Raw genomic sequence first — 18,355 nt, 5'->3', positions numbered from 1 at the left:
CGGCCTACGCTGGGGCCGTGACCACCGTGACGATGGCAGCCGTCGCCGCGCACTTCGGGCGGGACGTCAGCCGCACGCTCGCGAAGCTCCCCGGGATCATCGAGCAGGGCCGTGAGCGCGGCGTCGACCTCCTGGTGCTGCCCGACGCCACGATCGGCGGCTACCTCCTCGACCTGCACCACCCGGCGTCCGCCGCCGACGGCATCCCCGAGGCGATCGACCTCGACGGCCCCGAGGTCCGCACGGTCGCCGCGATGGCCGGCGACATGACCGTCGCGTTCGGGATCTCCGAGCGGGGCGTCGTCGACGGCGTGCCCGTCCGGTACAACACCGCGGTGTGCGTCACCGGCGACGGGGTCCTCGGCACCCACCGCAAGGTGCACCTCCCCCTCGGCGAGTCCGAGGCGTACGTCGCGGGTGACTCCTTCCGGGCCTTCGACACCCCCGTCGGCCGCATCGGGATGCTCATCGACTTCGACAAGACCTTCCCGGAGTCCGCCAGGACCCTGGCGCTCGACGGAGCAGCGGTCATCGCGTGCCTCAGCGCCTGGCCGGCCAGCGTCACCGACCGCTCGGACCGCATCCGGACGGACCGCCAGGCGCACCTGTTCGACCTCTACGACTGCGCGCGCGCGGCGGAGAACCAGGTGTTCGTCGTCTCCTCGAACCAGACCGGCGTGCTCGGGGACCTGCGGTTCCTCGGGCAGGCGAAGATCGTCGACCCCGGCGGGGAGATCATCGCGAAGACCTGGGCGAAGGGCGGGATGGCGGTCGCCGAGGTGGACGTCGACGCGACGATCACCCGGGCCAGGCGGTCGCTCGACCACGCGGCGCAGCGGGTCACCGGCGCGTACCGGCTGAGCTGACAGCTGGGCGACGGCACCGAGCGGGCGAGGCGTCACCCGGCCGTCATCCGGCCACCACCAGGGCCAGAAACCAGAACGTCATCGACGAAACGCATCGTTGTTCCAGGTGAAACCAGTCCGAAACGGGCCTCGACACAGACTTGGACCACCGCCAGGAGCACCCGCCGGGCGGCACCACCGACGCTGAGCCCTGGGAGCACCCGATGACCGATGCAACGACCGCCGAGACGCCGGACTACGACACCCTGGTCGCGGAGAACGCGGAGAAGTCCCGGAACGAGATCGCGCACCCGTCCCTGCCGAAGGGCAGCAACATCTACGGCTCGACGAAGGTCTTCCCGGACTACACCGCGACGCCGGACCAGTACTACTTCCAGCTCGTCCATGGCATCGCGCACGAGTCCTCGGTGTCGTTCGTCGCCGTGCTGCAGGCCACGCGCGCGCTCCGCAAGGGCTTCACGAGCGTCCTGTACTTCTACGGCCCCGGTGCGATGAACTGCATCGCGAACCGCGGCTTCCCGACCACGGGGTCCGACGGGTTCCCGGGCGAGAACAACATCAACAACGCCCTCGAGACCTTCCTCGCCGAGGGCGGCACGGTGTTCTGCTGCCGGTTCGGCCTGGCGCTGCACGGCAACCGCGAGGAGGACCTCATCGCGGGCGTGACCCCGTGCCACCCTCTCGACGTCCAGGACGCCGTCATCCACTACGCCCGCAAGGGCGCGATCATCAACAGCACGTACATGGTCTGACCCGTGACGATCACGAACAACGGGGCCGTCGGTCACCGCGTCGCCCTCTCGCTGCTCGGGGTCCGTGTCGCCGCCCCCGTCCACCGAGAGGGCGGCGCCGGACCCTCGGACGACGGCCACGTCCTGTTCGAGGGCCTGCAGGCCGCACTGCCCGTCAACGCCACGAGCCCGTACACCGTCGCCGACGGCAAGCTCCTGCTCGAGGGCGCCGACCTCGGTCTGTCGGTCGAACCGGTCGCACGCCCGCGCTTCTACGACCTGGCGACGGCCGACGGCACCCCGTACGAGCAGATCGCCCGTCTGCATGGTGCCGAGGTCCTCGCGACGACCGTCGTGCAGACCTGCATGCGGTACGACGAGGCGGAACGCTGCCGCTTCTGCTCCATCGAGGAGTCCCTGCGTGCGGGCAGCACGATCGCGGTGAAGACACCGGCGATGCTCGCAGAGGTCGCCGAGGCAGCGGTCCGGCTCGACGGCGTCACGCAGATGGTGATGACGACCGGCACGTCGAAGGGGCGCGACCGCGGCGCCACACACCTGGCGCGGTGCGTCCGCGCGATCAAGGAGCGCGTTCCCGAACTCGGCATCCAGGTGCAGTGCGAGCCGCCGGCCGACCTGTCGACGATCACCGACCTGTACGAGGCGGGTGCGCGGAGCATCGGCATCCACGTCGAGTCGATGGACGACGACGTCCGGCGCCGGTGGACACCCGGCAAGGCCCGGGTCCCGCTCGACGAGTACCGCGCCGCCTGGCGTGAGGCGGTCCGGGTCTTCGGCTGGAACCAGGTCTCGACCTACCTCATCGTCGGCATGGGCGAGGACCCCGACGAGCTGGTCGCGTCCGCCGCGGAGCTCATCGACATGGGCGTCTACCCGTTCATCGTGCCGTTCCGTCCGATCCGCGGGACGCTCGCGGTCGACGTCGACGGCGCGACCACCCCGCCGCGCGACGTCATGCACGACGTCACCCGTCGTGTCTCCGACCTCCTCCTCGCCGCCGGGATGCGCGGCGCCGACCAGGCCGCCGGCTGCGCCGCGTGCGGAGCGTGCTCGGTCCTCAGCACGACGGGGGCCTGACGTGCCGGTCTTCGACGTCCCCGCCCTGACGGGTCCCGCACAGGTCCGACCGGGTCCGACCGCCGACCCCGCCTGGGTGGTCGGCATCGCGGACGGCCGCGAGGTCGCCGAGCACCGCCGGCTGCGTCGCGACGCCTTCGTCGGTGAGCAGGGCCTCTTCGCGGGCACCGACCACGACGACCTCGACGACGACCACCGCACGGTGGTGCTCGTCGCGCGCGCCACCGACGGCAGCGGGACGGTGCTCGGCGGCGTCCGCATCGCGCCCGCCACGATCCGGGACACGGGATGGTGGACCGGCAGCCGGCTCGTCGTCGCGCCGACCGCCCGCAACGCCTCCGGGATCGGGCCCGCCCTGGTGCGAGCGGCCTGCGCCCTCGCGGAACAGCGCGGGGTCCTCCGCTTCGACGCCGTCGTGCAGGAGCACGCGGCCGTGCTGTTCCGACGGATCGGCTGGCAGGTCACCGGCACCGACGTCATCGGCGGTGTGCCGCACCTCCGGATGCGCTGGCCCATCGACCGGTACCAGCGGCTCGTCGACACCACCAAGGCACACCTCGCCGGGCTCTTCGGCGACGACCGGCCGGGCGGCCAGGGGTGGGTCGGCGACGACGGCGCCCCGGTCAGCGGGACCGACGTGGTGGCGGCCTGCGACGCGATCCTGCCGAGCATGGTCGAACGCGACCCCGAGTGGGCCGGGTGGTGCGGCGTCCTCGTCAACGTCAACGACCTCTCCGCCATGGGCGCGACCCCCACGGCACTCCTCGACGCCGTCGCCGGCCGCGACGCGTCCTTCGTCGCCCGGGTCGTCCGCGGACTCCGCCGGGCAGCCGACGCGTGGGGCGTCCCGATCATCGGCGGCCACACCCAGCTCGGCGTCCCCGCGGCGCTGTCGGTCACCGCGCTCGGCCGCACCACCGACCCGGTGCCGGGTGGCGGCGGACGGGCCGGACAGCGTCTGACGCTCACCGCCGACCTGACCGGAGGATGGCGCACCGGACACCGCGGTGCGCAGTGGAACAGCACCGAGGGCCGCGACCGGGCAGCGCTCCGCGACCTCGCCGAGACAGTCGCCCGCGCACGACCCGCGGCGGCGAAGGACGTCAGCATGGCCGGCATCGTCGGGACCGCGGGCATGCTCGCCGAGGCATCCGGCTGCGGTGCGGTCCTCGACGTGGCCGACGTCCCGACCCCGCGGCTCGCCACCACCGCCGACTGGCTCGGCTGCTTCCCCGGGTTCGCCATGCTCACCGCCGACGACCCCGGCGCCGGACGGATGCGCTCGGCCGCCGCCGTCACCGCCGAGTGCGGCGAACTCACCGCCACCCCCGGCGTCCGGCTGCGGTGGCCCGACGGTGAGGAGACCGTCGCGGTCACCGGCTCGGTCACCGGGCTCGGACCCGCCACGGGGACCACCGCGAGCACCGCCCTCGCCGGCTGACCGCGCGCCGCCGATGCGCATCGCCCTGCTCACCTACTCCACGAAGCCCCGCGGCGGGGTGGTCCACACGCTCGCGCTCGCCGAGGCCCTCGCCGCGTCCGGCCACGACGTGACCGTCGGCACGCTCGGCCGAGGCGGGGACGAGGTGTTCTTCCGTGCCGTCGACCGGAGGGTGACCATGCAGGTCGTCCCGTTCCCCGACGCATCCCCCGACGAGACCGTCGGGGAACGCATCGTCCGGTCGATCGAGGCGCTCCGTACCGGACTCGACCTGTCCGGCTTCGACGTCGTCCACGCGCAGGACTGCATCTCGTCGAACGCCTGCGCGGGCGCCGTCCGCACCGTCCACCACCTCGACACGTTCACGACCGCGCAGCTCGTCGCCTGCCACGACCGGGCCGTCCGCGAACCGGCCGCCCTGGTCTGCGTGTCCCGATCGGTCGCCGACGAGGTCACGGCGTCCTACGACCGGTCGGCCACCGTCATCCCGAACGGCGTCGACGCCGCCCGGTTCACCGATGCCGCCGCCGGCACCCCCGCGGCCGTGGCAGCCCGGGCAGCGTGGACCGACCGTCTCGGCCGGTACGTCCTCGCCGTCGGCGGCATCGAACCGCGCAAGGGCACCATCGACCTGCTCCGCGCCTACGACCTCCTCCGGACCCGCGGCCACGACGACGTCACGCTCGTCCTCGCCGGCGGCGAGACCCTGTTCGACTACCGGCCCTACCGCGCCGAGTTCGACGCCGTGGTCCGGGACCGCGGGGTCCCGGTCACGGAACTCGGCGTCGTCGACGACCCGAGCCTCCCGGCCCTGGTCGCCGGCGCAGCCGCCTTCTCCTTCGTCTCCACCAAGGAGGGCTTCGGCCTGGCGGCCATGGAGGCACTCGCCGCCGGCGTCCCGGTCGTCGCGCGGGACCTCCCCGTCCTCCGCGAGGTGTTCGGCGACACCGTCGCCTTCGCCGCGGACATCGACGGCATCGCCGACGCGCTCGAGTCCGCGCTGCGCGACCCGGTCGACCCACTGTCGGGACGAGCGCTCGCATCGAGCTACTCGTGGACCGCCGCCGCAGCCGCGCACGTCGAGCTGTACGGTCGGCTCCTCGACCGCTCCGGCGGTGCACCGATCGGCCGGGTCCGGTCCGACGCGGTCCCCGCCTGATGCGCGTCTCGATCTCGCGGGCCTTCACCGCGCTCGCGGCGGAGGACCCGGACCGGCTCGCCGTCGACGACGGCGTCACCCGGCTGGACCGACGAGCGCTCGAGGAACGGTCGAACCGGTTGGCCTGGCTCCTCCTGGAGGCCGGGGTCACGCCCGACGCGTTCGTGACGGTCATCGGGTCCAACAGCGTGGACACCGTGGTCGCCACCGTCGCGGCGTGGAAGGCCGGTGCGACGCCCCAGCCGCTGTCACCCCGACTGCCGCCGCACGACCGCGACGCCGTGCTGGACCTCGTCCGACCGGCACTGGTCCTGACCGATCAGCCGATGGCGCGGCACCGGTCGATGCCCCTCACCGGCTGTGGTTCCGGGGCCGGGGACGTCGCCGTGCTCCCGGACGCCGCCGCGCGGTCCTGGAAGGCGCCGACCTCCAGCGGGAGCACCGGCACCCCCAAGGTCGTCGTCGCGGCGGCCTCGGCCCACGTCGACCGGGAGGGCCGGGTCGCCGCGTTCGTCCCCCGGCACGCGACGCAGCTCGTCGCCGGTCCGCTGCACCACGCGGCGCCCTTCGTCTACGCGATGCGCGGCCTGATGACCGGGCACGAACTGGTCCTGCTCCCCCGCTTCGACGCCGGAGCCTGGCTGGCGGCCGTCGAGCGGCACCGGGTCACGTGGGGCATGGTCGTGCCGACGATGATGTCGCGCATCACGGCGCTCGGCCCGGACCAGCTGGCGAGCGCCGACGTGTCCTCGCTCGAGTCGGTCCTGCACATCGGGTCCACCTGCCCGCCGCACGTGAAGCGCGCGTGGATCGAGTGGCTCGGCCCCGACCGGGTCGTCGAGGTGTACTCCGGCACCGAGTCGAACGGACTGACGATGATCACCGGCGGGGAGTGGGTCGAGCGGCCGGGCTCCGTCGGGCGGGCGGCCGGCGGCTCCTCCGTCCGCATCCTCCGACCGGACGACACCCTCGCCGGACCGGGCGAGATCGGGCGCATCGAGTTCACCCGACCAGGGCCAGCGACCTACCGGTACCTCGGGCGACCGGAACCTGCCGCCGACGCCTGGCACGGGCTCGGCGACATCGGCCACCTCGACGACGAGGGCTACCTGTACCTGGCCGACCGCGCCGACGACCGCATCGTCTCCGGCGGCGTCGACGTCTGGCCGGCCGCGATCGAGTCCGTGCTCGAGACCCACCCCGCCGTCCGGTCGTGCGTCGTCGTCGGGGTGCCGGACGACGACCTCGGCGAGCGGGTCCGCGCGGTCGTCGACATCGGGGACGGGAACCTCGACGAGACGGACCTGGGCCGGTGGGCCGCCGAGCGCCTGGACCCCGAGCGGCGGCCACGCGAATGGGTCATCGTCCGCGAACCCCTGCGTGACGACACCGGGAAGGTCCGCCGTTCCCGATGGCGCTGAGCTGCGGTCGCCCGGATCAGCCCTGCACGGTCGGCCGCGGCGGGGCGACCGCCGACGCGGCACCCGCGGACCTGGCCAGCAGCCGCTGCCCGAACCCGGTCATGTAGACGCCGTAGGAAAGCGTCGCCGCTGCGGCACCAGCACCGACCCACGACCACGCGAGCGGCCACGCCGTACCGTCGGCGAGCACCGCGACCACGCCGGCGAGCCCCACGAGGGTGGTCCACGTCGCGATCCAGGTGTCGATCGACCGCCGGAAGACCCGCGCCATCGGGTAGAAGTGCAGCCCGACGATGACCGCGATGGTCGGCACGATGAACCGGTCGAGGCCGTTCGCCCCGAGGACCCCGACCGCGATGCCGATGAGCAGCCCCTCCGCGCCGAAGACCACCCCGAACAGCGCACCGTTCGGCTTCCGCGCCTGGTCCGACGTGCTGAGCACCGTGGCCATGCGACGACCGGCGACGAGGAGCCGGACCGCCTGCACGAGGAACACGACCGCCGCGGCCGCGCTGACCACCATGACCACCGTCGCGACCGGCGCCGGCCACCCGGTGAAGGTGTCGCTCGCCCACCAGAGGGAGAAGACGGCCATCAGGAACAGCCCCGACGCGACCCCGGTGGCCAGGGCTCGGGGTGGACGCGTCTCATCGCTCATGGTCGCGATCCTAGGGCCCAGAGGAGCCGGACGGGAGGCTCGTGACGGCGCCGCCACGAGCCTCCAGACCGTCGATCGGTCAGGGACCAGGAACGGTCACCCGGACCGCACTGATGCGCCCGGCGCGCGTCTGCGCGGTGGTCGCCGGGTCGTAGCTGTCGGCGGTGGCCAGGTAGAGGGTGCGCCCGTCGGGGCCACCGAGGGCGCAGTCGATCGCGCAGCGTCCCGGTGCGTCGATGCGGTCGGTGACCTCGCCGCCCTCGACCACCCGGAGGAACTCGCCGGTGTCGACGGAGCACACCCAGACGGCGCCCTCGGCGTCGACCGTGCTGCCGTCCGGCGTGACGCCCTGCGGCAGTGCCGCCCACTCGCGGCGTCCGGTGAGGGAGCCGTCGGCCTCGATGTCGAACGCAGTCAGGCGGCCGCCCCAGGTCTCGCTGACGACCAGGGTGCGGGTGCCCGGCAGGACGCTGGCGCTGTTCGGGAAGACCAGACCGTCGGCGGCCAGGCGGGCCGAGCCGTCGGGTTCGACGACGTAGAGCGGGCCGGGGCGGAGTTCCTCGCCGCCGTACAGGTCGTAGCCGAAGGCTCCGACGTAGGTGCGACCGGTGGCGGCGTCGACGACCAGGTCGTTGATCAGGGACGACTCCATCGGGGACAGGTCGGCGAACACGCTCTGCGATCCGTCGGCCTGCACGGCCACGATCGTGCGGGCCTCCATCGCGCTGACGATCAGGCGGCCGTCCTGCAGCCAGCCGAGGCCCGACGACTGGCCGTCGACCGTCGTCTCGAGGTGTGGTCCTTCGTCGGTTGTCGGGTCGAGCGAGAAGACCTCGCCCGTGTGCATGTCCGAGTACCAGAGCCGGCCGTCGTGCCAGCGGTTGCCCTCGGGGAAGCGGATGCCGGTGACGACGTCGGTCGCGGTGGTGGAGTCCAGGGTGATGTGCACGGTGATCAGCCTGCCAGGCGAGGCCGGGCGGACGTACGGCGGACGACGCTGACGCGGCAGCGGGCAGCGACCGCCGCCGGACAGAGGCTCGGTGGACGCTCAGCGGTCGGAGCGCGCCGTCTCCGTCACGTCGAAGTTCTGGTCGAACACGTCGTCCGGGTCGAACCGCGCCTTCAGCGTGCGGAGCCGCGCGAGTGTCCGCGGTGGGAACGCCTCGGCGACGGCCTCCGCCCGGTGGTCGCTCTCGAAGCTGAGGTACATGCCGTCCATGCGCTCGTGCACCGGCTCCCACGCCCGGTGGAACGCCGGGCCACCGTCCACCGACACTGCCGTGACCGAGAAGTTCTGGTGGCGGTGCGCGTAGGCGGTGGCATCCGGGTCGACGTCGTTGATCGCTCCGCCGACGGACCGGATCTGGACCATCTCCGCACCGCCCGCCAGGAGCAGCACGGCGATCCGTGCGGACAGGTCCCCGTCGAGGTGGACGGCCAGGCCGGTGTGGGCCGCCGCGCGCTGCTGCCCGGTGTGCGGAGCGCCGCTGGTGAGCGGGACCGCGGAGTACGGCACGACCATCGACCGCTGGCCTGCGGTGCCGGGCAGCCGGACGAACCGCTCCAGCTCCGGGACCGCCACACCCAGGTCGTCGCCGGCGTACACCACGGTCGCCTGGGCGAACGGCCTCGGCCCCGCGCCGATGTAGAGGAACGCCGAGACCTCGCTCGCGGCCTCCTCGACGGTCCGTCCCCACGCGACGAGGAACGCCGCGAGGTCGGTGGGCTGGTACGCGACGGTCGCCTGGACGACGTCGGACGTCTCGGCGGCCTCGAAGTCGAAGGACGTGACGACGCCGAAGTTGGCACCGGCGCCGCGGACCGCCCAGAACAGGTCCGGGTCCTCCGTCTCGGAGACGCGGTGGACGCGGCCGTCCGCGGTGACGATCTCCGCCGAGCGGAGACGGTCGATGGTCAGACCGTGCGCGCGACCCATGAGCCCGACGCCCCCGGTGGTGGCGAGTCCGCCGACGCCGACGTCGCCGGAGTCACCGGAGCTGATGGCGAGTCCGAGCGGCGAGAGCTCGTGCGCCACGGCACTCCACCGTGCCCCGGGTCCGATCCGGACGTGCGTGCCGCCGCGGTGCTCGACGGACGCCATCCACCGGAGGTCGATGACGTCACCGCCGTCGTTCGTCGCGATGCTGCTGATCCCGTGGCCGCCGCTCCGGACCGAGAAGGGACGCCCCGAGGACCGGACGATCCCGATGGCCTCTACGACCTCGTCGGTCGACCGCGGCAGGAGCACCGAGCCGGGCTGACCAGTGCGTGAGTAGACGTGTCGCAGGGCTGCGTACCCGCGGTCTGCGGGTCGGGTGATCTCCATGGTCCCGGTTCCTCGGTTCAGCGGAGCCCGGGTCCGGCGATCGGACCCTCGGCTCGGTCGGTGAAGTACTGCAGGGGTGTGTTCGCGAGCTGGCTCGTGCCGGCGACGAGTCCAGCGACGTGGTCGCCGATCTGCGTGGCGTCGATCCAGCGGAGGTCGTCGATGCCGGCCTGCTGGCGTGCGCGGGTGCGGACCACGCCGAGCACGAGCTGCACGACGCGCGGGCCCCGACCACCGAGCTCCGCGGCGAGCGTGAGGGTGAGCGACTTCGTCGCGGCCGCACTGAGCGCCACACCCGCGCTGCCGGGGAACGGGATGTCCGCACTCATCCCGTTGAGCTGCACGAGCACACCACCCGGCGCGGTCACCGGCAGGAACGCCCGGAACAACCGGAACACGCTCGTCAGGTTGCCGTCGAGCAGACGCTGCCACTCGTCGTCGTCGAGGGCGAGCGCGGGCTTCCGCCCCTGGTCACCCCAGGACGCGACGGAGACGACGACCCCGTCGAGGGCACCGAACTCGCCCGCCAGCGACCGGACGTCGTCATCGAGCCCCGGGCTCATCGCGTCGAGGACGCGGGTGTGCAGCGTCCCGGGGAGTCCCTCGTCCACCAGCCGCTCCACGAGCGCCGCGAGTCTGGCGTCGTCCCGTCCAGTCGCGACCACCGTTGCACCGGCCGCGAGCACGGACCGGACCACTCCCTCACCCACTCCCCCGGAACCGCCGAGGACCACGACGGTCCTTCCGGTCAGGTCTGCCGTGCCGGTCGTCCAGGTGTCCGTCGTGCTGGTCATCGTTCCTGCTCCTGTCCCTCCGGGCGAGGGTCGCCCGGGTCATCACCGTCGAGGCGACGGATGTGGTGGTCGAGTGCGCGCAGCGCTGCGTCGAGTCCGGTGAGCTCGGTGTCGTCGAGCGCATCGCCGAACCAGGTGGCTGCTGCGCGCAGGTGCGAACCGACTGCCGCCCGGTGCGCCGCCCGCCCCGTGGCGGTGATCGCGATGGACGAACCGCGTGCGTCCCCGTCCGGGTCTGGTTGCCGCTCCACCAGCGCCCGGCGCTCGAGCCGCCGCAACTGGTGCGCGAGGCGGCTGGAGTCCCAGCCGATCGCTGCGGCGCACGCCGTGGGACGAGCGGTACCGCCCATGTCGACGAGGTGCGCCAGGACCGTGAACTCCGGTTCGGACAGGTCGGCGTCGGACCGGAGGTCCGCACCGACCCGACGCCGGAGCCGTTCGGTCACCACCTGGAGTCGTTGCCAGGTGTCGAGTTGCTGATCACTGAGTCGTTGCTGCACGACGCAGTTCAACTACCTGACGCGTCAGGTATTCCGGGTTGCCGAGAAATCCACGGACGGGAGGCACGGTGCGGGCCCGCCCCGCGCCTCCCGTCCGTCCCGCGGCGGCGCACCGCGGCGAGGGTGTCCCGGTCAGGGCAGGCGCCCGGACGGGCGCGCAGCGCCGTGCGCAGCCACTCGGCGTGATCGACTCCGCAACAGCACCTTGCGGCGTCGCAGGAGGTTCGCGCCCTGCGTGGAGGCAGGTCCGGCCGGAGACACCGACCCGATCCCGTCAACAGGCCGATCGGCCGGAAGCTCCGCCTCCAGGATTCGAACCCAGACCTAACGGCACCAAAGGCCGTCGTGCTGCCATTACACCAAGGCGGAACGCGCACGGAGGCGCGGCAATATCTTCCCACGTCTTGTCGACGTCAGGGGCAACGCGTATGTTTACCACATGTGGAGTATCAGTTGGAGGTGTCGCGCTAACCGGGTGAGAGCGGCCCCACCCCTGTTCGAAGAGATGGTTACGAGCGCCGCTTTCACGTTGCGGACACCCTGGGCACATGAGGGTGTCCGAGTCTCGATTGTTGCAACGGCACTCGTTCTTCTTGGTGTATCCGCGGCGCTGATCCTCGCCATTCTGGTAGGGGCACTCAGTGCTCCGGTCTCCGGCCTACTTCAAAGGTCATTGCTCGCTGGAAGCCCAACCATCCTCAGCGTCTGGGCAATAGGTCAGTGCACTTCGAAATCGATGTACCGCCGGGTGTCCCGGTGCCTCGACTCAATCAGTCGCATCTTGGTCTTTTCTACGTCTTTGTTCGGTGTGTTATGTGCTGGAGTAGGTGCCACGTTCATTGCAGCACTGGGCATTCGTCCGTTGGCTCGATGGCTGCATACGGATACAATGAAGGAGGGGTCCGTCATTGCCTTCGGGATTGCGTTCGCGTACATCGCAGCGCTGTTCCTGATCCAGGGGTTTGCTGCTCGAACCACCCTCGTCGGGACCGGCATCGTGACTCGGGCCCACCGGGCTCTCATACCAGGATATGCGGCGCTCGCGGCGATGGTCGCCTATGCCATAGGCGTCGTTGCCGCTGTTTCACCGCTCGGCGTATCGACTGTCAGCGTCACCGTCACGCTGGTCTTGTTCAGCGTGAGCGCTTTCGGCCGCCTGCTGCATGGAGCGCGACTTCAGATTGCGACCGCCCGCACAGATCTCCTTGAATCTATCGACGCACTTCAGCTCGCTCTCGATCTAGGCGACAGTATTGACGTTCGCACGACAGGTCTCTGTTTGAGCCGAACAGCGTCGGCGAAACGCGCGATGGGAATTCGCCTCCTCTCGGCACCAGCAACGGAAGTCGTCGACGCGCTCATCTCCCATATTGTAGGAGTACCCCTTCCGCACGTGAGACCACTCGATGTGATTGCTCACGGGGAGTTTCGCTCACTCACCGTCTCAGAAGGTCGCTTGATCCTCCAAGAGGGCTGCACCAGAATCAGGACCGATCTCGTTCATTCCTGAGCGACCCGGGCGGCATGGGCCATGATGGACGGATGCCGGACCAGGACGAAGTCGATCGGATCGTCGCTGCCTGGGGGCGGCAGCGGGACGACCTCGACTTCGCGCCGCTACAGGTGCTCTCCCGCGTGGACCGGCTCGCCCGACACCTCGACCGGGCACGACGGGCGGCGTTCGACGCGAGCGGCATGGAGCCGTGGGAGTTCGACGTGCTGTCGGCCCTCCGGCGCGCGGGTGATGCGTTCGAGCTCAGTCCGAAGACCCTGCTGCAGCAGACGATGGTGTCGAGCGGCACGATGACGAACCGGGTGGACCGGCTCACGGCACGCGGGCTCGTGGCACGCCGGACCGACCCGAAGGACGGCCGCGGCATCCTCGTGTCCCTGACCGACGCTGGTCGGACGGCCGTGGACTCGGCGATCGCGGACCTGCTGCAGGCCGAGCGGGACATCCTGACCGTGGTGTCCGGCGGCGAACAGGACCAGCTCGCGGGGCTGCTTCGTCGGCTGATCCTCGGCCTGGGCGACTGACGAGACCCCCCACACACCCGACGCCCTGCGCCACCGCACTTCAACCGATCGGCCGAACGAGCACTGCTCGTTTCAGCCGGCCGGACGATGCCGGGCGAGTCCGCCCGACCGGACGATGGACGAGTGACCAACCCCCGCTCGTTCCTCCGCCGTTACCCGTACGTCGTCGCCCTCGTCGCGGTGCTCGTGCTCGTCCTCGGGGGCCTGACCGTGGCGGTGACCGCGATCAGCACAGCACCCAGCCGGGCATCAGCGGCTGAACAGCGCTGCACCGCGGACGACCTCGCCGACAGGTGGTCCTCCGGCCAGCTGCACCTCGACGCCCGATCGGTCCGGACCGGTGCGACGGTGCTCGCCGTGCGCGGGGACGAACCGACGCAGACCGGCAGCACGATGAAGGTCGTCACGGCCTCGGCAGCGCTGACGGCCCTCGGCGCGGACCACCGCTTCACCACCCGAGTGGTCAGCGGGGCATCCTCCGACGCCGTCGTCCTGGTCGGTGGCGGGGACCCGACCCTCAGCCGACTCCCCTCCGGCAAGGACGGTGTCTACCCGGGCGCCCCGCACCTCGACGACCTCGCACGGCAGGTCCGCGCGGCACACCCGGGGCCGATCCGGCTCGTGCAGGTCGACACCGCCCTGTTCGACGGCCCCGCGTGGCACCCGAGCTGGACGGAGAGCGCCCGGACGAGCGGCAGCGTCTCGAACATCACGGCGCTCATGGTCGACGGCGACCGGGACGACCCGACCGAGGCGTACTCACTCCGGAGCGACACCGCGGTGTCACGGGCGACGACGTCGTTCGCGGCCCTGCTCGGCCCGGACGTTCAGGTCGAGACCGCCTCCGTCGCCGTACCGAAGGCCGCGAGGACGCTCGGGTCCGTGCGCTCGGCCACCGTGTCGGAGCTCGTCGGGACGCTGCTCACCCACTCGGACGACACGCTCGCTGAGGTCCTGGCCCGCCACGTCGCCGTCGCCGAGGGCACCGGTCGCTCGTTCGACGCGATCCAGGCCGGCACGACCGCTGCGCTCCGGCACGCCGGCGTCGTTCCTGACGCAGCTGATGCGGGTCGTCGTGCAGCACCGGGACGGCCTCGCCCCGGTCGACGCCGGTCTCGCGGTCGCGGGGAAGACCGGGACGCTGGCGGAGCAGGGGCGCTTCACCGGTCCCGCGAGTGACGCGCGCGGGCACGTCCGAGGCAAGACCGGCACGCTCGACGACATGTTCGGGCTGACCGGGGTCACGGACGAGGTCGGCGGTGACCGCATCGTCTTCACGGTCTTCGCCGAGGGCACGGGCGACGCCGAGGCCCGCCAGGAGATCGACCGGCTGGCCGCCTCCCTGTGGCGCTGCGGCGGCGACGCCCCGACCCTCCACTGAGCACGCGCACGACCGCCCGAAGACGCGCGAACAGGACCCGCTACACCCCGAGCTGCTCCGCGATCTCGAGCCAGCGTTCCTCGAGCTGCTCGACCTCGGCCTCGAGCGCAGCGAGCTTCGCCTGCAGCTCCCCCAGCCCGGCGTAGTCGGACTGGTCGTGCCCCGCGAAGAGGTCGAGCATGGTCTGCCGGTCAACCCCCAACCGGGCGATCCTGCGGTCGAGCGCCGACATCTCCTTCTCCACGGTCCGTCGCTCCGACCCCGACAGCCCGGACGCAGCAGCGGACCCACCGGACCCGGCCCCGTGCCCTGCACCCGACCCCGAGGCGGTGGTGCCGGACCCCGACCCGGCCGTGTCGGGCCTCCCGGCCGTGGCGGCGGCAGCCGCAGACGCGGTCCCGCCACCCGTGCCGGCGGCCCGAAGACGCATGTACTCGTCGACGCCGCCCGGCAGGTGCCGGAGGTGCCCGCCGAGGACGGCGTACTGCTGGTCGGTGACGCGCTCCAGCAGGTACCGGTCGTGCGAGACGACGAGCAGGGTGCCGGGCCAGGTGTCGAGGAGGTCCTCCATCGCGGCGAGCATGTCCGTGTCGAGGTCGTTCGTCGGCTCGTCGAGGATGAGCAGGTTCGGCTCGTCGAGCAGGATGAGCATGAGCTGCAGACGGCGCTTCTGCCCACCGGACAGGTCCTTGACCGGGGTGGAGAGCTGCTCGGCCGTGAAGCCCAGTCGCTCCAGGAGCTGCGACGGGGTCATCTCCTTGCCGTCGGCGACGTAGCTGGTCTTCTTGCGGGCGACGACCTCGCGGACGCGGTCGTTCGCGAACTGCGCCAGGTCCGCGAGCTGCTGGTCGAGCACCGCGACCTGCACGGTCTTGCCCGTCTTCACCCGGCCTGCGGTCGGCTGGAGGCGCCCCGCGATGAGCGCGAGGAGCGTCGACTTCCCCGCGCCGTTCGGCCCGAGGATCCCGGTGCGCTCACCCGGCGCGATCCGCCACTCGATGCTGCGGATGGTCGGTTCGTCGGCGCCCGGGAAGGTCAGCCCGACGTCGAGCAGGTCCACGACGTCCTTGCCGAGGCGCGCCGTCGCGGTCTTCGCCAACGCGACGCCGTCGCGGATCGGCGGGACGTCGTCGATCAGGGCGTTCGCCGCGTCGATGCGGAACTTCGGCTTGCTCGTGCGGGCCGGCGCACCGCGGCGGAGCCACGCGAGCTCCTTGCGCGCCAGGTTCTGCCGACGCTGCTCGCTCGAGGCCGCCTGCCGGTCACGCTCGACGCGCTGCAGGATGTATGCCGCGTAGCCGCCCTCGAAGGGCTCGACGATGCCGTCGTGGACCTCCCACGTGTCGGTCGACACCGCGTCGAGGAACCACCGGTCGTGCGTCACGACGACGAGGCCGCCCTGGTTCGCCGGCCAGCGCCGGTTGATGTGCTCGGCGAGCCACTGGATGCCCTCGACGTCCAAGTGGTTGGTCGGTTCGTCGAGGAACAGCACGTCCCAGTCGCCGACCAGCAGCCGCGCGAGCGCCACCCGTCGACGCTGTCCGCCCGACAGGTCGTCGACGGTGACGTCCCACGGGATGTCCGACACGAGTCCGCCGATGACGTCGCGGATCTTCGGGTCGCCCGCCCACTCGTGCTCCGCGCGGTCGCCGACGACCACGCTGCCGACGGTCTCGCCCGAGGGCAGCTCGTCGCGCTGGTCGAGCGACCCCACGGTCACCCCGCGACGGTGCGTCACACGGCCGGTGTCCGGGTCGAGGCGCTTCGACAGCAGGCTCAGGAGCGTCGACTTGCCGTCGCCGTTCCGGCCGACCACGCCGATGCGGTCACCCTCGTCGATGCCGATGGTGACGCTGTCGAAGACGGTACGGGTGGGGAACTCGAGATGCAGGTTCTCGGCGCCGAGGAGATGTGCCACCCGTCAAGGGTAGGTGGTGCGGGAGGCGGGGTCGGCGCGGGGTCCTGCTCCGGCTCCGGCTCCGGCTCCGGCTGGTGCGAGGTTGCCCACACCGTGCGAGGTCATGCCGCCGCACGGCGCGACCAACCTCGCACCGGCTCGAGCAGCGCGCACCGTGCGACCCGCACGTGGTCCCGACGGGCAGCCGGGAGGCTCGGCTCAGCTCCCCGACGCCGGCTCGCCCCCGTCAGACGGGTGCGCTGCGAGGAAGGCGCGCCAGCGTCGGCGTTGCACGGCCATCCCGACCAGTGCCACCGCCCACACAGCAGCGAGGACGAGGAACACGGCCGCGAGCCAGGTTCCCCAGTGTGTCGTTGCCTGACCGATCGCCAGCGGCAGCTGACCGCCGACGAGCCACACTGCCCAGACGGCCTGGTGCAGCCGGGTCATCGCGAGCCGCCGGAGTGTCCGCGTCCGGGTCGGATCCACCGACACACGCCCGAGGAGACCTCGCTCGATTCCACGACGCTCTGAGCGTGACAGGCCTTCGGTCGGTTCCTTCCAGGCCCACGGGATGCCGCCACCTCGGACCACCAGGACGATGCCGATGGCCCAGACCACGATCGCGATGCCGAACGCGGTGATCCCGACGGCGCTCTGGAGGTCGGACTGCGACGAGGCCGAGGACCGGTCGTGGTCGTTCGGAGCGACGATGATCGCCACCGTCAATCCGGCGAACAGGGCGAGGACCGCGAGACCGATGGCGCCCGCGACACGGTTTCGGCGGCGCTTGGACTGACGAATTCGGTCGTCATCGACGAGGTTGCCGTCGAGGCGGCGGTCGATCGCGTCCCACTGCTCGTCGGTGACGACGTCGGTGGCGTAGGTGCTCTCGGGGGTCATGAGCAGGTCAGAGCGACGAGGCGGTGTCGCCCTCGCCCGCGGCTTCCTTCGCGCGCTTGAGCCGGGCCTTGGCCTCCCAGAACTCGATCTCGCGGTCGAGTTCGGCGAGTTCCTGCTCCGTCGTGGTCACGCGGCGGTCGCCGTGCGCTGCCCGAGCGTGGCCGAGGGTGGGGTGCCGGTCCTCGTGGCGGTTCGGCTCGATGTACCGGCCGTGGTTGCGGGGACCGGGAGCCCAGTCGTGCCCAATCGCGAACCACACGACGCTGCCGACGACGGGCACCAGGATCACGAGGATCACCCACGCGATCTTCGGCAGCCCGCGGATCTGGTCGTCCGTCTTCGTGAGGATGTCGATCAGTGCGAACACCAACAGGACGATGGTGACCCCGGACAACAGCACGCTCATGACGTCGAATCCTATGGATCAGCGGTGAACGGCGCCACGCTCCCCTTCGCGGGGTGCGGTTCCCCGCGGCGAGCCCTGCGGTCTTCTCAGGAACGCAGGCCCCGGCGGCAGAGGTAGCGCTCGGCGAGCCGGAGATCCCGCCATGCCACCAGCAGCAGCACGAACCACAGGACCGTCACCCCGGCCCAGATCGGCCAGATGCCGCCCATGCCGACCGTGCTGCTCGCGAACGCCATGGTGGCCCCGGCCTGGAACCGGACGTCTCGTCCCTCGGCTCGCAGGATCGCGACCGCGTCGACCACCGTCGCGCGGTCGTCAGGCGCATCGGCGCGGCCGTTGACGGCTCGGTGGACGGCCTGCCGCTCGCGTGGTGTGAGCGGCGCCATGACGACGTCGGCATCGACGGGGGCAGCACGGTTGCTCCGTCGAAGGGCCAGGACATGGAAGAGCCGAACGGCGACGATCACCAAGGCGAGGACCAGGAAGACGACGGCGGTCAGCATCCGAGCGACAGAGGGAACCGGCAGAGCGAGCATCACCCCGACCAGCCCGAGCACGGCCGTCGTGGCCAGGACCACGGCGCCCGCTCCTCGGAGTCCATCCCGGCCGAGCGGGAGCGCCAGGACCTGGTCCGCGAGGCTCGCCGCTGCAGCCCAGCGCACGCTCGCGGCGTCGACGGCGTCGGTGTTCGTCTGTCCGCCGGGAACCCCGTGTTCCGAGGTCGCTCCGCGTTCCAC

Annotated in this window: 17 protein-coding genes, 1 tRNA gene and 1 pseudogene; 9 read left to right on the top strand and 10 right to left on the bottom strand. The window is 71.8% G+C overall.

All coding sequences use genetic code 11. The annotated features are described in order from the left end of the window. Nucleotides 1-17: 17 nt before the first annotated feature. The 6 genes from OXR63_RS09300 (at nt 18) to OXR63_RS09275 (ending at nt 6,716) form a co-directional block, all read left to right on the top strand. Nucleotides 18-866, top strand: coding sequence for a carbon-nitrogen hydrolase family protein (locus OXR63_RS09300; RefSeq protein WP_267422213.1), 849 nt, complete (start codon nt 18-20; stop codon nt 864-866). A 203-nt stretch (nt 867-1,069) separates the two neighbouring features. Further along, complete coding sequence (locus OXR63_RS09295) at nt 1,070-1,618, top strand: MSMEG_0572/Sll0783 family nitrogen starvation response protein (protein ID WP_267422211.1); 549 nt, start codon at nt 1,070-1,072, stop codon at nt 1,616-1,618. 3 nt (nt 1,619-1,621) lie between these two features. Next, nucleotides 1,622-2,695 (top strand): MSMEG_0568 family radical SAM protein, encoded by a 1,074-nt coding sequence (locus OXR63_RS09290; protein WP_267422209.1) that lies wholly within the window; start codon nt 1,622-1,624, stop codon nt 2,693-2,695. A gap of 1 nt (nt 2,696) precedes the next feature. After that, a complete protein-coding gene (locus OXR63_RS09285; RefSeq protein ID WP_267422207.1) occupies nt 2,697-4,136 on the top strand; it encodes an MSMEG_0567/sll0787 family protein in 1,440 nt (479 codons plus the stop codon). A gap of 13 nt (nt 4,137-4,149) precedes the next feature. After that, nucleotides 4,150-5,295 carry an MSMEG_0565 family glycosyltransferase gene (locus OXR63_RS09280; protein WP_267422206.1) on the top strand — a complete coding sequence of 382 codons (1,146 nt, stop codon included), beginning with the start codon at nt 4,150-4,152 and terminating at the stop codon, nt 5,293-5,295. Beyond that, complete coding sequence (locus tag OXR63_RS09275; protein ID WP_267422205.1) at nt 5,295-6,716, top strand: AMP-binding protein; 1,422 nt, start codon at nt 5,295-5,297, stop codon at nt 6,714-6,716. The genes OXR63_RS09280 and OXR63_RS09275 overlap by 1 nt, the downstream gene beginning before the upstream one ends. Nucleotides 6,717-6,732: 16 nt before the next feature. Here the strand turns inward: OXR63_RS09275 and OXR63_RS09270 are convergent, their stop codons facing one another. The 6 genes from OXR63_RS09270 to OXR63_RS09245 all read right to left on the bottom strand — a co-directional run bounded on the left by OXR63_RS09270 (nt 6,733) and on the right by OXR63_RS09245 (nt 11,363). Beyond that, entirely contained in the window at nt 6,733-7,374 is a 642-nt protein-coding gene (locus OXR63_RS09270; RefSeq protein WP_267422203.1) for a hypothetical protein, read from the bottom strand. Between the two features lie 79 nt (nt 7,375-7,453). Beyond that, a complete protein-coding gene (locus OXR63_RS09265; RefSeq protein ID WP_267422202.1) occupies nt 7,454-8,323 on the bottom strand; it encodes an SMP-30/gluconolactonase/LRE family protein in 870 nt (289 codons plus the stop codon). Between the two features lie 99 nt (nt 8,324-8,422). After that, entirely contained in the window at nt 8,423-9,700 is a 1,278-nt protein-coding gene (locus OXR63_RS09260) for an FAD-binding oxidoreductase (RefSeq protein ID WP_267422201.1), read from the bottom strand. Between the two features lie 17 nt (nt 9,701-9,717). Beyond that, nucleotides 9,718-10,494, bottom strand: coding sequence for an SDR family NAD(P)-dependent oxidoreductase (locus OXR63_RS09255; RefSeq protein ID WP_267422199.1), 777 nt, complete (start codon nt 10,492-10,494; stop codon nt 9,718-9,720). Continuing rightward, nucleotides 10,491-10,994, bottom strand: a complete 504-nt coding sequence (locus OXR63_RS09250; protein WP_267422196.1) for a MarR family winged helix-turn-helix transcriptional regulator — start codon at nt 10,992-10,994, stop codon at nt 10,491-10,493. Before OXR63_RS09250 ends, OXR63_RS09255 begins: the two co-directional genes overlap by 4 nt. A gap of 297 nt (nt 10,995-11,291) precedes the next feature. Then, a tRNA-Gln gene (locus OXR63_RS09245) sits at nt 11,292-11,363 on the bottom strand. 520 nt (nt 11,364-11,883) lie between these two features. Between OXR63_RS09245 and OXR63_RS09240 the strand changes: the two genes are divergently transcribed. From OXR63_RS09240 to OXR63_RS09230, 3 genes and pseudogenes are all read left to right on the top strand, one after another. Further along, nucleotides 11,884-12,504 (top strand): hypothetical protein, encoded by a 621-nt coding sequence (locus tag OXR63_RS09240; RefSeq protein WP_267422193.1) that lies wholly within the window; start codon nt 11,884-11,886, stop codon nt 12,502-12,504. Between the two features lie 32 nt (nt 12,505-12,536). Next, a complete protein-coding gene (locus tag OXR63_RS09235; RefSeq protein ID WP_267422190.1) occupies nt 12,537-13,031 on the top strand; it encodes a MarR family winged helix-turn-helix transcriptional regulator in 495 nt (164 codons plus the stop codon). Between the two features lie 87 nt (nt 13,032-13,118). Beyond that, nucleotides 13,119-14,412: pseudogene (locus OXR63_RS09230) on the top strand (D-alanyl-D-alanine carboxypeptidase/D-alanyl-D-alanine-endopeptidase). Between the two features lie 40 nt (nt 14,413-14,452). On the opposite strand, the gene OXR63_RS09225 reads toward OXR63_RS09230, so the two are convergent. The 4 genes from OXR63_RS09225 to OXR63_RS09210 all read right to left on the bottom strand — a co-directional run bounded on the left by OXR63_RS09225 (nt 14,453) and on the right by OXR63_RS09210 (nt 18,355). Next, the gene (locus OXR63_RS09225; RefSeq protein WP_267422187.1) at nt 14,453-16,330 is read right to left on the bottom strand and encodes an ABC-F family ATP-binding cassette domain-containing protein; all 1,878 of its coding nucleotides are present in this window, start codon (nt 16,328-16,330) and stop codon (nt 14,453-14,455) included. Nucleotides 16,331-16,528: 198 nt separating this feature from the next. Next, a complete protein-coding gene (locus OXR63_RS09220) occupies nt 16,529-17,212 on the bottom strand; it encodes a hypothetical protein (protein WP_267422185.1) in 684 nt (227 codons plus the stop codon). 7 nt (nt 17,213-17,219) lie between these two features. Beyond that, nucleotides 17,220-17,618, bottom strand: coding sequence for a PLDc N-terminal domain-containing protein (locus tag OXR63_RS09215; RefSeq protein ID WP_267422184.1), 399 nt, complete (start codon nt 17,616-17,618; stop codon nt 17,220-17,222). Nucleotides 17,619-17,704: 86 nt separating this feature from the next. Next, complete coding sequence (locus tag OXR63_RS09210; protein WP_267422183.1) at nt 17,705-18,355, bottom strand: hypothetical protein; 651 nt, start codon at nt 18,353-18,355, stop codon at nt 17,705-17,707.

The sequence above is a fragment of the Curtobacterium sp. GC_Cur_3 genome (genome assembly GCF_026544205.1).
Lineage (GTDB): Bacteria > Actinomycetota > Actinomycetes > Actinomycetales > Microbacteriaceae > Curtobacterium.
Note: the sequence above shows the minus strand (reverse complement) of the source record. Positions and strands in the feature narration are given on the sequence as shown.

Bases quoted from the DNA above. Each gene is read 5' to 3' on its own strand.
- OXR63_RS09260 (WP_267422201.1), bottom strand. From the start codon at position 9,700: ATGGAGATCACCCGACCCGCAGACCGCGGGTACGCAGCCCTGCGACAC.
- OXR63_RS09235 (WP_267422190.1), top strand. From the start codon at position 12,537: ATGCCGGACCAGGACGAAGTCGATCGGATCGTCGCTGCCTGGGGGCGG.
- OXR63_RS09270 (WP_267422203.1), bottom strand. From the start codon at position 7,374: ATGAGCGATGAGACGCGTCCACCCCGAGCCCTGGCCACCGGGGTCGCG.
- OXR63_RS09215 (WP_267422184.1), bottom strand. From the start codon at position 17,618: ATGAGCGTGCTGTTGTCCGGGGTCACCATCGTCCTGTTGGTGTTCGCA.
- OXR63_RS09220 (WP_267422185.1), bottom strand. From the start codon at position 17,212: ATGACCCCCGAGAGCACCTACGCCACCGACGTCGTCACCGACGAGCAG.
- OXR63_RS09240 (WP_267422193.1), top strand. From the start codon at position 11,884: ATGAAGGAGGGGTCCGTCATTGCCTTCGGGATTGCGTTCGCGTACATC.
- OXR63_RS09280 (WP_267422206.1), top strand. From the start codon at position 4,150: ATGCGCATCGCCCTGCTCACCTACTCCACGAAGCCCCGCGGCGGGGTG.
- OXR63_RS09295 (WP_267422211.1), top strand. From the start codon at position 1,070: ATGACCGATGCAACGACCGCCGAGACGCCGGACTACGACACCCTGGTC.
- OXR63_RS09275 (WP_267422205.1), top strand. From the start codon at position 5,295: ATGCGCGTCTCGATCTCGCGGGCCTTCACCGCGCTCGCGGCGGAGGAC.
- OXR63_RS09255 (WP_267422199.1), bottom strand. From the start codon at position 10,494: ATGACCAGCACGACGGACACCTGGACGACCGGCACGGCAGACCTGACC.